Origin of the sequence: Planktothrix tepida PCC 9214, assembly GCF_900009145.1 — a bacterium.
Lineage (GTDB): Bacteria > Cyanobacteriota > Cyanobacteriia > Cyanobacteriales > Microcoleaceae > Planktothrix > Planktothrix tepida.
Genome location: NZ_LN889801.1, coordinates 115,754 through 130,464 on the forward strand (window position 1 = coordinate 115,754; position 14,711 = coordinate 130,464).

9 protein-coding genes are annotated in these 14,711 nt (G+C 38.2%); 3 read left to right on the plus strand and 6 right to left on the minus strand.

Translation table 11 applies throughout. The annotated features are described in order from the left end of the window. Window positions 1-29: 29 nt before the first annotated feature. From PL9214_RS13345 to PL9214_RS13360, 4 genes are all read right to left on the minus strand, one after another. Entirely contained in the window at window positions 30-323 is a 294-nt protein-coding gene (locus PL9214_RS13345) for a zinc ribbon domain-containing protein (protein WP_072719299.1), read from the minus strand. Window positions 324-845: 522 nt separating this feature from the next. Then, window positions 846-2,021, minus strand: a complete 1,176-nt coding sequence (locus PL9214_RS13350; RefSeq protein ID WP_072719300.1) for a homocysteine biosynthesis protein — start codon at window positions 2,019-2,021, stop codon at window positions 846-848. A gap of 60 nt (window positions 2,022-2,081) precedes the next feature. Further along, window positions 2,082-3,128 carry an AI-2E family transporter gene (locus tag PL9214_RS13355; RefSeq protein ID WP_072719301.1) on the minus strand — a complete coding sequence of 349 codons (1,047 nt, stop codon included), beginning with the start codon at window positions 3,126-3,128 and terminating at the stop codon, window positions 2,082-2,084. Window positions 3,129-3,290: 162 nt separating this feature from the next. After that, window positions 3,291-3,488, minus strand: a complete 198-nt coding sequence (locus tag PL9214_RS13360; RefSeq protein WP_072719456.1) for a hypothetical protein — start codon at window positions 3,486-3,488, stop codon at window positions 3,291-3,293. A 181-nt stretch (window positions 3,489-3,669) separates the two neighbouring features. Between PL9214_RS13360 and PL9214_RS13365 the strand changes: the two genes are divergently transcribed. From PL9214_RS13365 to PL9214_RS13375, 3 genes are all read left to right on the plus strand, one after another. Continuing rightward, window positions 3,670-4,992: a class I SAM-dependent methyltransferase gene (locus tag PL9214_RS13365; RefSeq protein WP_072719302.1), complete on the plus strand. Its 1,323-nt coding sequence runs from the start codon at window positions 3,670-3,672 to the stop codon at window positions 4,990-4,992. A gap of 43 nt (window positions 4,993-5,035) precedes the next feature. Next, complete coding sequence (locus PL9214_RS13370; RefSeq protein ID WP_437126715.1) at window positions 5,036-5,623, plus strand: type IV pilin-like G/H family protein; 588 nt, start codon at window positions 5,036-5,038, stop codon at window positions 5,621-5,623. Between the two features lie 113 nt (window positions 5,624-5,736). Next, window positions 5,737-7,977, plus strand: a complete 2,241-nt coding sequence (locus PL9214_RS13375) for an O-linked N-acetylglucosamine transferase, SPINDLY family protein (protein ID WP_072719303.1) — start codon at window positions 5,737-5,739, stop codon at window positions 7,975-7,977. 133 nt (window positions 7,978-8,110) lie between these two features. Here PL9214_RS13375 and PL9214_RS13380 read toward each other — a convergent pair whose 3' ends face one another. After that, complete coding sequence (locus tag PL9214_RS13380) at window positions 8,111-10,504, minus strand: glycosyltransferase family 4 protein (RefSeq protein ID WP_072719304.1); 2,394 nt, start codon at window positions 10,502-10,504, stop codon at window positions 8,111-8,113. A 16-nt stretch (window positions 10,505-10,520) separates the two neighbouring features. Beyond that, a complete protein-coding gene (locus tag PL9214_RS13385; RefSeq protein WP_072719305.1) occupies window positions 10,521-14,672 on the minus strand; it encodes a CmcI family methyltransferase in 4,152 nt (1,383 codons plus the stop codon). Window positions 14,673-14,711 lie beyond the last annotated feature (39 nt).

Below are 14,711 nucleotides of genomic sequence, written 5' to 3' on the forward strand. Positions count from 1 at the left end.
CACGATCAAAACAAGTATATCTTAATGAACTACGCACATCCGCTATCGCGCTCGATGTGCGTTTCTGACGCTTCAACTGAGAAACTTGCTTGAAGCTTCCGCACTCCTGTAGAGGTATTCTCATCTGCATCTGAAGAGGCACGTTCCATACCCCTTGCATAATTAAGCATCACCATTGCTGCGGCAACATCTCTATCACAATGAAACCCGCAATTAACACAATGATGTTCTCTTTCTGCTAATGTTTTCTTCTTCTGATGACCGCAATTTGGGCAAGTTTGTGAAGGTTTAACTTTTTGAGTGGGAACCTCAACTTGTCCCATCCCATAAACCTATTTGATCCTTGCTCAACCATTTCTTTAATTTCTACAAGATTAGCGATCGCAATTTAACAAAAACTTAACTTAAAATCTTGTTTAATGCTAAATTGCTTAAATTGTTAAACCTTAATTTAATTCATCTTTGGATTATTGTTAAGATATTCTAATCATTTTTCTCAAATTCTTTTGTTTTTTAAAAGATTGTCAGGAAATCTTGATACATTATTGAAAATTACTTGCAAATAGTTGACGGCAGCATGGGGGTTCTGGTATATTTAGAAAATACCGCTCAAGGGGTTATTGTGTCTATTTGCCAAAATAGAGGCTAGAACTACTATTCTTTCGTAAAATATCTGGATTTCCTGACTCAATTTCTGCCTTACGAGCTATCAATTTTGGGGGTAAATCCTTAAAGGACTAAGAGGGGTATTGACAAAGTTGCCAATTTATGCAATTAGACAGGAAGGGAAGAGGTGATTTTAAAATAACTGGGTGTTTCCGTCTCTAACTCTAATTAAGTCAGACTTAATCTAAACTAATTTGAGAACCCCAAATATTTTGAGGAAGAAATGATCGATCTAAGGGAATAGAAGCAACGGGTTCTGTGAGGGTAAAGGTTCCTGATTCAATCCATTTTTTTAACTCTTGGGCAATTTCACGAGAACGGGAAATACTCGCTACAGGTGCAGTTCTGACCATTTTTCCCTCAATAGAAATTTTGCCTTTTTTCAGTTGACTATAGGAAACTAAACCAAAGGTGGGACGAACCCGTCGAGGGATGGCAAAATCCACTACGGGTGCAACAATATCTTGATCAGAAACTGCACAACGAGCAATCACATCTTCATTCAAAACGGGTAAAGGAATCCCCACACCTAACATTAATGAAGGGCCATAATTTTTAAAATAGCAACCCCTAACCCAATAAGGATTCATTTGTTTTGCATCTCCAATTAACGCTAACGTTGCAGCAGGGCCGATGGGGGTGCGATTGTCTAGGCGTTTTTGCAGGGGAAAATGTTGGGTTCCTTCCCAAGTAATATAGCCAATTCCGCCTCCTAAAAAAATCCGAGTCCCAATTCCAATTACTTGTAAATCAGGATCATTAATTAAGGGAGAAATTGCACCCGGATTAGAATAAACTGCATTTCCTAAATAGGGTTGGAGGGGGCCTAAATAAGTATAAAGGGGGCGATCGCCACCATTAACTCCGACAATAAAATTTTGATAGAGATTGCGAGGATTGAATAAATAAAATTGGTTAATGGTATCACGGGTAATTGTAGTTTCAAAAGAACTCCGGGGATAACAATCAGAAACCACTCCTGATGCTCTGAGATGCACCGATTTTCCCGCAATTAAATCTTCAATCACATGACCCCCCCCTTGTTCATTGCCCTCTTCCCCATCTTCCATCATTTGACTCGCGCCCAGATATAAATCAACGGAACCAAATCCACTATAGGCAAGAACCCCATTTAACCAACAGGTTTTAATATTAATCGGGGGATCGGTATGACCTAAATTAATCACCGCCCCAGAGGCTTCCATCGGTTCAAAAGTTCCTGTGGTAATGACATCAACTTCTTGAGCAATTTGGGGAATAGTATCGGGGGTGACTTTGGCTTTCAATTCCTCCACAGTCCAAACAACAGCACGATTCTGAAGAATTTTATCGTTAATTTCAGCAATAGTTTTCATTAAATTTTGACACCCCTTTAATTCTATTGTTTATGTTTCGTCGTTTTCAATTGTCGGAAATTATTGTTTCCAGTGATCCAGAATATCTCGAATTAGGATTTCTTGCACTAAAACTTGTCCCACAACCGTTAACGGTAAGGCTAAAAGTAAACCCAGAAAGCCAAAAAAGGTAAGAAAAAAGCCTTGGGAGAGTAACGTAATTGCAGGTAAGAGGGAAACTTGTTGCGCCATAAGATAGGGCATTAAAAAATTGCTTTCCGCTTGTTGAATCAGAAAATATAAAATAAAAACAAACCCGGCTTTCCAAGGATCTTCTAATAAAGCAATCGCCATCGGAGGAATCACACTCAAAGTCGGCCCAATATTGGGAATTAAGTTGAGCAATCCTGCTAATATGGCATTGGCAAAGGCTAACGGAACTTGTAAGACTAAAAGCCCTGCTAAACTACAAACCGCCACAACACTCATATCAATTAAAGCTCCAACAACCCATAGTCCTAACGCTATTTCACATTGATCTAAAATCCCATTCAGGCGTTGACGGTAAAAGGAAGGGATGAGTTGAATAAATGCTCTGCGATAAGCTACAGGATCAGCTAATAGCATGATTGTTAAAACTAGAATTAATAAAAAGCCGAGAAGTCCTCCTAATGTATTTCCCACGAAAGCCCCAACGCCTCCTATTAAAGGATTTCCGATGCGTTGTAACTGTTGAATCAGGGCATTAATTTGTAAATCGACTTGAAATAAATTTTGCCAAAATTCCCCTGGAAGTTGGGTTTCTAGGTAATTAATCCAAAGATTTAGCCGTTGTAATCCTCGTTCTAACCCTCTAGGAACCCGTGTAGCGAGTTCTTGTAATTGGTCAAATAAAGGCGGAACAACTAACAAGAATATCGTTATAAACCCTAAAATTAGTAAACTAATTGAGAAGAATACCGCCCAAGAGCGTTTAATTCCAAAGCGTTGTATCCATCGAGCTAATTTATTCAGGGCGGTTGCTAAAACAATCGCAGCAAAAACAAGTAATAAAGCTTGTCGAACTTGCCAAAGGATATAGATGGCACAGAGAATTGCGCTAAAACCGAACCATTGCCCTAGTGTCACAGGATAAACACCGATGAGATGAAATTCTGATCTATTATGATCGATTTAAGTCTTAAGAATATCAATTATCTGTTAAAATTAAGCGATCGCTCATTCTGAAGGGAACAGTCAGTAAATTTTCAATCCGTTTCCCGACGTTCCCTTTTGCGATTCTTTACCCTTCTATTCCGGTTGTTGAGAATGTTGTCTCATCCGCCAACTAAATAAAACGGCTAGAATAACCGAAGGTAAGCAAACCGCAATAGCTGCAAGAATTGAGGATTCAGGAATCGAAAGCAAGGGGCCAACGAATTTGATCACAACCGATAGTCCCAGGGACAAAAGTAGAACTTTGAGTAGAAATGTTATTTTGTTATCCATACAGGGCATTTTATAAAGGGTGAGGGTGCGATGGCGTAGCCGCCGCCTGTCGGCATCGCAACTAGGCAGAAACCCGGTTTCTCAACAAAAAATCTGGATAGAATTACTAAAATCTGGGTGAGAAACTCGGTGTCTTGGGTTTTGTGCGATCGCCAATTCATAGTTTACTTGAGAAATACCAATGCAAAACCAAGATCCAAAATTATTAGAAAAAATTCGTCAACAGTTTGACTCAGCCCCCTATCCTAGAATTCCCTTAGAACACTCCCCTAAAACCGATTATGAGTTGCTATTTATCCACAATTTAGTCACGCCTTATTATTTAAAATATCAGAAAGTTATTAATACAGAAGGAAAAGTTATTTTAGATGCAGGCTGTGGAAGCGGATATAAATCCTTAATGTTAGCAGAAGCCAATCCAGGGGCTAAAATTGTAGGGATTGATATTTCTGAACAATCTATTGAACTGGCTCGTCAACGTTTAAAATTTCATGGGTTTGATAATACAGAATTTTATGTTTTACCGATAGAAAACTTACCAGAAATTGGGTATGAGTTTGATTATATTAATGCAGATGAGGTGCTTTATCTATGCCCAAATTTATTCAATGCAATGCAAGGGATCAAACAAGTTTTAAAACCCCAAGGTATTATTCGGGCTAATGTACATAGTTTATATCAAAGGGTCGGTTATTTTAGGGCGCAATCTCTGTTTAAACTCATGGGAGTCATGGATGAAACTTCTCAAGAATTGAAGGTTGAGATCGCTAGAGAAACAATAGAATCCATCAAAGATGAAGTGGTACTCAAGACACAAACTTGGAATAGTCCAGATTATAAAAATGACGAATGGTTGCTGGTTAATTATTTACTTCAAGGGGATAAAGGCTATACAATCCCAGAGGTTTTTGCGGTTTTGAAGGCAACTGATTTACAATTGATCAGTATGGTAAAATGGCGACAATGGCAGTTACTAGATTTATTTAAAGATCCTGATAACTTACCTGCGTTTCTAGCCTTGAGTTTATCCGAAATTTCTATCGAGGAACAGCTACATTTATTTGAGTTAATTAACCCCGTGCATCGGTTATTAGATTTTTGGTGTGGTCATTGTGAGCAAGAATTGATTCTCCCGGTGTCTGAATGGGCTGAAGTTGATTGGCAAACGGCACGGGTTGATTTACATCCTCAACTCAGAACGACTCAAGCTAAAGCAGACTTAATTGAATGTATTCAGACCCATAGACCTTATGAAATTAGCCAATATGTGAAGTTACCCACTCGCATACCCATCACCCTTGAGAGTAGTCGGGCAGCCTGTTTACTGCCGTTATGGGATGGAAAACAGACGGTGATCTCCCTGGCAGAACGGTGGCAACAAATCTATCCTCTTGATCCCATTACCCTAGAACCCATTACTGTCCAGAGGGCACTGCAACAGATCAAAGAAGTCCTCATCACCCTGGATGCCTTTCTGTATGTGCTTCTGGAGCATTCCGGGTGAAATAAAAAAAATTTTTGTAGGGGTGATATGAAAGGTTGAGAAAGTGGGTAAGTTAGAACTACCAGATAAAAAGTTAAACATCCCCCCAAGAGGAGAAAAACCTATGAAGACCGAATTTAAAGCGAAATTCCTGCAATACGTTGCTAATAGAAAAAAAGAAGAAGGTTTCACCTTAATTGAATTGTTAGTTGTTATTATCATTATCGGTATTCTGGCTGCGATCGCTCTGCCTTCCTTCCTCAACCAAGCTAACAAAGCCAAACAGTCTGAAGGAAAACAATATCTTTCTTCCATTAACAAAGGTCAACAAGCTTACTACGCTGAAAATACACAGTTTGGAGCAACCATTTCAGAATTAGGGATTGGTTTAAAAACCCAAACCTCTAACTTTGTCTATGACAATGGAGTTGCTACTGGTGGTACTGGAGCATCATCCTCAGCTTCCCCTGCTTCCTCTGCAATGAAAGCTTATGCGGCAGGTGTCGGCTTAAGTGGAACAGGCGAAGCAAAAACAACCTCTACTGTTCTCTGTGAAGAAGTTGTAGCTGCAAACTGGCAGGATCCTGTTAGTATTGGATTCTCTACTACTGGGCCAATTTGTGGAACCAACCAAAGTGCAGTAACGAAATAATAGCTTAAGTCTAACCAGTCTTTCTGGTTCAGAATATGAATCATTGAGAGCGGGTAGTATGGAAAATACTGCCCGCTTTCATGCAATAAATTTGCACAAATTATTTGAGTTCTATGAAATCTAATCTTAGTCTAAGTGTTTATTCTGATTGGGAACAAAAAGCCAAGCAGTATTGGGAAGAAAAAAACTATACCCAATCGGCAAAATTGTATGAAGCTGCGATTGAAAGAGAACCTGATGTTAAATCTCTATACTGGTATCTAGGCTTAATGTTATTATTGCAAGGACAAGAAGTGGAAGCTCAAACCACTTGGTTCTTGGCAATGACCGAAGGTGAACCGGATCAAGTTGAGCAGTGGACGCAAGAATTAATCCAAGTTTTAGAAACTGAAGCTGAACGACAAAGAATTACCCTCGGAGACTGTACAACAGCCTGGATTATTCGCCAGCATATTCGAGAAATTAATCCCACAGATATTAATAATCTTTTACATTTAGTGGGCTTATCAACCTTACTGAACACTTATTCCGATGAGGTGCTAGTTGAATTCGGAATTTTAGAGTTATTTCAATCTAATGTTATTGTTCCAGAAGACGTTAATAATGACTTATTACTTGAAGTTTTAAATAATGTTTTAGACCAAGCTCCTCAACAGCCTTTATCTTATGAATTAGTAGAAACCACTGTTCCTTATCTGTCTGATATTCAGTCCTATATGGGAGTCTTAGTTCCCGTTATCTATCAATTAGCGTATTCTCGAAGTCAACATCCTTTAGCAATTAAATTCACTGAACAAGGCTTAAAATTCGATCCCAAGCATCCTGAATTATGGCGATGTTTATCGACGTTGTATCAAGATATCGGGGAATATGCAAAGGGGATAGAAGTTGCAAAACATTGTTATTCTGTAATGGATAATTTTCCTGATCAAGTCTATGCAACTTTTTTATTGCTTCGGGGGTTAATGAGTGCTGGTGGACGCTGGACAGAATTCTGCACAACGATAGAAAATTATCAGTTGATGCTCAATCGTTTATTGGAAGAAAAGCCAACCTTAGCTTATGATTTGGCTGTGCGCTCTTTTTCAACAACATTTTTCTTTCCCTATTATCAAGATCAACCCCGCGAAAACTACTCGCTGCGTCGTCAGGTTTCTGAATTTATCCAGTCTAATATAGAAACTCAAAATACAGAAACAGTCAAGTATTGTCGGGGTTGGAAATCTCGTTCAAAAACAAATATTTTAGCTGAAAAACGCTTAAATATTGGTTATGTTTCCCACTGTTTAAGAAATCATTCGGTCGGTTGGTTAGCGAGGGGTTTATTTCAACATCATGACCATGATAAGTTTAAAATTCATAGTTATTTATTCGCAGCACAAAAGAATCATAATGAGGTACAAGATTGGTACGTTAGTAAAAGTGATAAAGCCCATGGATTAGGGTTAGATGGAAAAGAAGTGGCTAAAGTTATTTATGATGACGAGATTGATATTTTAGTAGATCTCGACAGTTTAACCTTGACATCAACCTGTGAAACCTTAGCTCTTAAACCAGCACCCATACAAGTTACTTGGTTAGGTTGGGATGCTTCATCGGTTCCCAGTGTCGATTATTTTATGGCTGACCCTTACGTTTTACCTGAAGATGCTCAAGACTATTATCAGGAAACAATTTGGCGTTTACCTAATACTTATTTAGCAGTAGATGGGTTTGAAATCGCAATTCCTAGCCTGCGACGGGACGAATTAGGGGTTTCTAATGATGCCATTCTGTATTTTACGGCTCAACGAGGCTATAAATATAACCCTGATACGGCTAAATTACAGCTTCAAATTTTGAAAGCTGTTCCTAATAGTTATTTTTTGATTAAAGGGATGGCTGATCAAGAATCTTTGAAAACTTTTTATGCTGAAATTGCTGAATCTGTTGGGGTCGATTGCGATCGCTTAAAATTATTACCTTTATCCCCAACAGAAGCGAGTCATCGAGCTAATTTAGCGATCGCAGATGTAGTTCTTGATACCTATCCCTATAATGGTGCTACAACCACGATGGAAACCCTGTGGATGGGTGTTCCAATGGTGACAAAGGTTGGGCAACAATTCGCCGCCCGTAATAGTTATACGATGATGATTAATGCCGGAATTACAGAAGGTATTGCTTGGACAGATGAAGAATATGTGGAATGGGGAATTAAGCTAGGAACTGATGAAAATTTACGGCAACAAGTTACTTGGAAATTAAGAAAAAATAGACAAACTGCCCCGTTATGGAATGCGGAACAATTTACCCGTGAGATGGAGAATGCTTATCAACAAATGTGGCAGAGATATATTGAGGGTAAGAATTAAAAATTAAGCCCTTCAAGTTAGCTAGCCATGGTCAAGGATTCTCCCTTGCTTATTGGTAGTGGGGGTATCCGTAGAACTGAGCATTCAATTTCAGATCACAAACTAAGTGAGTAAAATTTTAAATTCTATCTTTTTATAAATCATAAACAGGAATTTTTTCTCCATTAAAATTAGCGATCGCATTTTGATCTTCATGTAATAGAATCATGCGGGCAGTCAAACGAGATCCTAGAGCCTGACTTTGCTGATCAGTTAATTGTCCTGTGAGGAGAATTTCTAATCCGACAGTGACATCCAATTCAGTTTCCATGAAGAAATTCATGACCATGCTAGATAAAATTACATTAGCATCTTCATCCAAAATATTCTGATTATTCAGATATAACGTTATTTCGTTTTGATTGGGTAGAGTTGCCAGGGTTTGGAAGAGATGAGCTAACTCTAAATAAAGAGTTTCTTCCGGTTGTTTCCAATCAGGAAAAACAATATAATTTTTTTCTCTAAGTTTCCACAATTCCCAACCCCCATTTTCCAGCTTCAGACCTCGCCAATCTAGCAACTCTTCTAATGGAAACTGGGGAATTTGATCAGCATGAACTGCTTCAATTGCGGTGGAGTTTTCCAGGTCTAAACAAATTCGACCTTGGACAATTGAAAGTAAATTTGACCACTGGGGTTGAGTTAACTGACCCAGGAGAGAAACATCTGGCCCCTCTTCCACATCTAATTCATCTTCTATCAGAAGATTCATCATCATACTCGATAACGTTAAATCTGCATCTTCATCGCCCATTCCTTGATGATCAATCAATAGTTTAATTTGACGTTTATCAAGATGATTAATCAGAGTTTTGATGATAGCACTTAACTGGGAATACAGTTGTTCTTCTTCTTGAGTCCAGTCAAGAAATACGATCAGATTAATGTCCTTTAATCCCAGATGACTAATATCCCCTTCTAATAAAGGTTGTAAACGCTCATAAAGTTGTTGTGCTTTGACAAAATCCGGCACAAACTGTAACACTCTTGTTACCGCTTGTTCAGCCAAAACAATATCCTGTAATTGTTCTGCTGATTCGGCTAAATACCAAAAAACACGCCAATGATTACAGCCTAAATTAATAGCATTTTGAAACTCAAAAATGGCTTGAGGAATTCTTTGCTGATGACGTAAAACCAACGCCAACCATAACCTTAAATAGCCATCATTGATGTAATGATCTCGATACTGACAAATGCTTCCTTCTCCTAATCCCAATAACATCGATGAAGCGGCAATTTGTTCTTCGGCTGCTAGAATTAAATCAATATTTTCTGCGGTTAAACTAACCAGAAAAGGTTCGGCTGTATGACCCAACGCTTTAATAAAGGTTTGCGCTCCCACAAACTTTTCAGGGAGTTCTAAAACATCCAGTAAAGATAGCGGTTGATCTAATAAGCTCGATCCCATCGGAATGCCCCATTGACGTTCCCGCTTGGGTAATTGCATTAATTTTTCATAAATAGGATTCAATTGTTTAGCCGCATTTTCGGCACCAAAAAGCTGTTTAGCATATTCTTTAGCATTTTGCCCAAGTCGTATTCTTTCTTGAGGATGATGATAAAGATATTCAATGGCTTGGGTGTATTCTAATTGACTTTTAACGACTAATCCAGTATAATTATTAATAACTAATCGTTTAATTCCACCATGAGGAAAAACAACAGGGGGGATTCCAGCACACATGACTTCTTGTAAATTTAACTCTGCGGCGGCATAGGTATCTTTACAAAGCGGATAACCATAAATATCTAAGGTTTCAATCACGGATGCAATATCTTCAACGAAGCCTCGGAAATCAAATTTTTCAGACGCATTAATTTTTTCAGCTTGTTGTTTTAAATAATCTTCTACACCTCCACCACAAACCACAAAACGCACATCGGGAAGATTCACCGCAGCACTCATGGCGACATAATCTTGGTGCATTTTACTAAAGCTAACACTGCCAATATAACCGACATTAAAATTTTGATGGGGTTTAGGCTGAATATTAGCAACACGCTCAAAATCTGCCGCATCATAAACCATACCAATTTTTTCAATTCTCACGGCATCAGGGAGAGATTGAAAGACCGGAAGCTCATAGGAGTAAGGATTACAAGGAATAGCAAAATCAGCGTAATCTACTAATTCCTTAGTAATCACTTGAGGGGGATATTCTCCAGCAACATGAAACCAAATTAAGAGCCGAGTTTCGGGAAGTGGCGATCGCAAAAATTCAAACAGTTTGGGGTTATTCCAATAATGAACTTGAACAATATCAACGGTTTTAATAGCCTCAAAGATGTCCGTTTGATCCAAAGTATTAATAAATTTCATTCCCGATTGTTCAGCCAGTTCTAAAGCCATCCAATCAGGGGGTTTAAGGGAGACTAAATAATGTTCAAATTGACCTAATCTTGATGAATATTTGGAGGTAGCTATCATGCCGCGAGCAGCACCACCCAAACACAACCAATCAATAATATGTAGAACCTTAATCATGACTTTAATCCTTCAATTAGTTAATGGGTTTACGATAGACTCGAATGGTGGAAAATACCCCTGGAATAATCGGGAGATAGGCTTGAGTTTGGGTGGGATCTGTGGGATATAAAAGGGGAATATCGATTAGTTCACAACGATAGGTGTCTTCCATAAGTTCCTGACACGCTTGACGAATCCCCGGTTCATTTCCGCCATGATGAGATAAGATTGCACTACGATTCTCATCATTAAGGGCAGGTAAGTAATCATGGAACATCATAATTCCACCGGGTTTTAACAAGGGATAATAGTTAATAATATCTTGTTTGACTCCTTCATAACTGTGATCTCCATCGACAAAAATGAAGGGAGGGAAATTGCTATCTTGTTCAAATTTCAGTTGCAGTTGAATCACGGCATCATGGGAAAACTGTTGCAGATGGGTAACATTTTGTTTAACTTCTTGAAGAACCAGTTTTAACTGAGGATGTAACCCTGGATCGATGGCAAATCCTTGTAAATTAGAGGTGAGTCGGTTTAAGGCTTTACAAGTTAGAAATAGAGAACTTCCTGCAAATGATCCAATTTCAATAAAACGCAAGGGTTGAGAAAATTCGGGTAACAATTTTCGGAGAACATAATAGAGTTGAAATCGTTCATTTTTCGACATTTGGCTTTGAATCCCATAAACAACTGGATCATCTTGATTAAAGTCGTTTAGTAGGTTGGGTTCAATAATGGGATTAAGAGGAAATTGATCAGGGGTTGTCAACCAAACTCCTGTATAATCAATCGGATTCAAATTGAATTTAAGGTGATTTTTTTCTTCAAATTCATGTAAAGCTTTTTTACAGCCTTCCCAATGACCATAATTATCAACTTGGATAAACCCATCATTAACCACGCGGTCAAAAAGCTGTTCTAAAATGACTTTTGTAGATTCATACCAATCACCATCCATGTGCAAGAGTGCAATTACCCCAACTGAATTTCTGAATTGAGGTAAGGTGTCTTGGAAATATCCTTTAACTGTACGAACAACATCAGAAACACCCAATTTTGCACAGAGATTTAAAACACTAGATTCCGGTGCCGCACAACTTCCTTGTGTCAAACCGAGGGACTCTGCTGATACACCTTGATATCGATCAAATTCAGAGGGTTTAGGTAAACCTTGAAAGGAATCAAAAGCATATAGTAATCGAGGTTGTTTACTATATCTTGTAAGGACAGCCGCTAGTAATGCAGTTGAACCCCCTTTTTCTACACCACACTCCACAAAATTACCCGGAATATTATCAATACAAACCTTTTTCGCTAAGGAAAACAGTGAATATAATCGTTCTTCGCTCAGTCCGGTATAAGGAGAAACAATCTGTAATAATTCTTGAAATTCTGGATAATCTGGTGGAAGGGATTGAGATTTAATATTGGTAGATTTACTTTTGATAGATTGAGGAATTGATGCGCGAATTTTTGCTAGAGTCTGCTTTTTCAAAAAGCCATTTGTTGCCCAAGTTAAGTTATATCCAAAAAAGTCACAATATTCTCCATCAATTTCATAGTCTTGGGGATGTTCTGATAAAAAGGACTTTAAAGCTTGATGGGGGCCACTATTATAAGAAGCATCTTGAACAATATCAGAAATAATGCCATCCTCAACAATAATATATTCTCCTTGATCCAGATAAGCATGGAAGAAATCTAACACTGCTTTACTGGTTGTAAATGAATGATCTGCATCCTCAATCACTAATAAAGGGCGGGGTAGGGATTGAATGAATTTAGGGGATAACGTTTCCGCTAAATTACTTCCATCGCCTTCTAAAAAGGTAACGCGAGGATGGGAAACTTGAGTCACTTTGACAATATCAATGGAATAAACATGACCTTCAATTCCAAAGTTATTCATTAAATCTCCAAACCATAAGGCACTTCCTCCGCTTTTAGAACCAATTTCAATAATAGTCTGAGGTTTAATTTTCCAGAGCAATACCGGATAAATCGAATAATCAAAGGGATTTTTTTGTAACGGAACTCCTTTGTAAGAAAAGTTATGTAAAGCATTTTGAATCGACATCATTAATTCATAAGGCAAAGCGGTATTCCAGGGTCGTTCATGGGTGGGAATTTTTGCTTTTTCAGGTCGAATCAAGGCTTGAGTTAAAGATTGAACTTGAGCTTGAGCTTCAGGGTGATTGGGGTTATTTTCTAGTTCCTGTTTAGCTGCTGCTAGTGCTTCTTCATATCGACCGACTGCACTTAAACAAACGGCTCGAATATAGTGCATTTCTGGGATAAATATTCCGGCTTCTTTGTTTTTTTCAGCACAACGTAAAGCAGCCACTTTTTGACCTTGATTGAATAAAGAAATAGCTTTTTCAATCTGAGCTTTAATTTTTTGTTTTGCTTCAGTGGATAACTGTTCTAACAGCCGTTGACCTTGGGAGTGATTAGGGTTCAAATTCAATAATGCTTTGAGGGAATCAAGAGACTCAAATAATTGACCTAGACGAGCTTCAGCAATCGCTTTAGCGTAATAAACCCCTGATTGCTCTGGAGCAATTTCCAGTACCTCTTTAAAGAGATTGAGAGCTTCTAAATTTTCATTTTTATTGAGAGATTCAATTCCTTGGGATAAACGTTCTATCCCCTCTGAATTTAGTTTTTCTTGAGTCGGAGATACAGTAGAACTAAACATAATTGCCTCAGTCCAATGATCAGCTTGACGGTTACGCATTACAACAGTTGGATGTTGCAGGGGAAAACTAATGGGTTGTGTGGGTAAATTAGCCAGTTGAGATTCCCCTTTCGTATGGGTTGCATCGGCTCTAAAACCAATATTTGAAACTAGATTAACGTGAGGAAGAATCGTTAAGCCTTGATTCGCCCAACAAGCAAATGTCCAAGCATAATCCCAAGTATTAAATCCTTCATAGGCATCTTGAAAGATTCTTGACCAATAGGCGATCACTTCAGGATTTTCTAGGATCTGTTGTAACCTCCCTGTGTCTCTAATTGACGGCCATAATTTCATTTCTAAATCATACAATTTCCAAGCTCTGCGCCAAGTTGCCCAGCCCCAAATATGATTGTACCGAGAAAAGTAGTAACTAGCCCCTGGATGATTGTGTCCAAATTGAAAATTATTACCTGAGATTGCCATAATTAGTTCATCATGGCGATATCGTTCTAATAATTCTTCACAAAATCGGAAAAATGTCACATCGGGTAAACAATCATCTTCAAGAATAATGGCTTCTTCAACAGTATTAAAAACCCAATTTAAGCCACTGGAAACTCGATGACGACAGCCTAAGTTAATATCAGAATAGTGGGTTAAAACTTCACAATCCCAATCCACTTGATTAATAATTGCTCTGGTGGCTGCACATTTTTGAAATTCACCGTTTACATTCCGTCGCGGGCCATCAGCAATGACCAGGAGTTTTTCGGGTTTCACCTGACGAATTGCATTAAACACTTGCTGCGTTGTGTCCGGTCTGTTGAAAATCATTAAACAAACCGGAGTTGTTAATTGGGGTTTTTGATCAAGTTCAGATAAATTTTTAAGCGGATAACTTACCCCAGGTTTTCTAGCTTCTGCATAAATAGATTCATGCTTTCTCGTTTCTAAATCTAAACCGGGTTCAAACTCCCTGAGCTTAACATTTTCAAAACCAACATTAGCAATAATTATGGGTAAGTTTTCGTTATCAAACAGATAACGATGATGACCATCCATATAAGCGATATAATTAATAAAATCTATTTTAGAATGATAGTGATAGGCAGGGGTATAAAGACAATACTTTTCAGGATCGAATTGATCGGGTTTCTCATAAGATTCTATATAAATTCTGGCATCGGGGACAGCTATTTTAAAAATACCTCCGGGTTTTAAAACGCGATAGCATTCTGAAAGCAAGTTCAGCATCGGATCAGGAAACGAAAAGTGTTCTAATAGATGAGAGGAGTAAATTTCTTCTACGCAGTTATCAGGAAAGGGTAGAGGTTTTGACAAATCCATACATAAATCACTATTGGGATCTAAATCCATTGTGAGCCACCCTTCCATTCTCTTCTGGGAAGAACCTAACTCAATTTTGATGGGTTTTCCCCTTTCTAAAATCAACTGAATTAAATGTTGATTTTTGATGGCAATCTGTGATAAAAAGTCATTCATTTTTTAATCCTCTTTATAAGTTTTAAACACAATCTCACT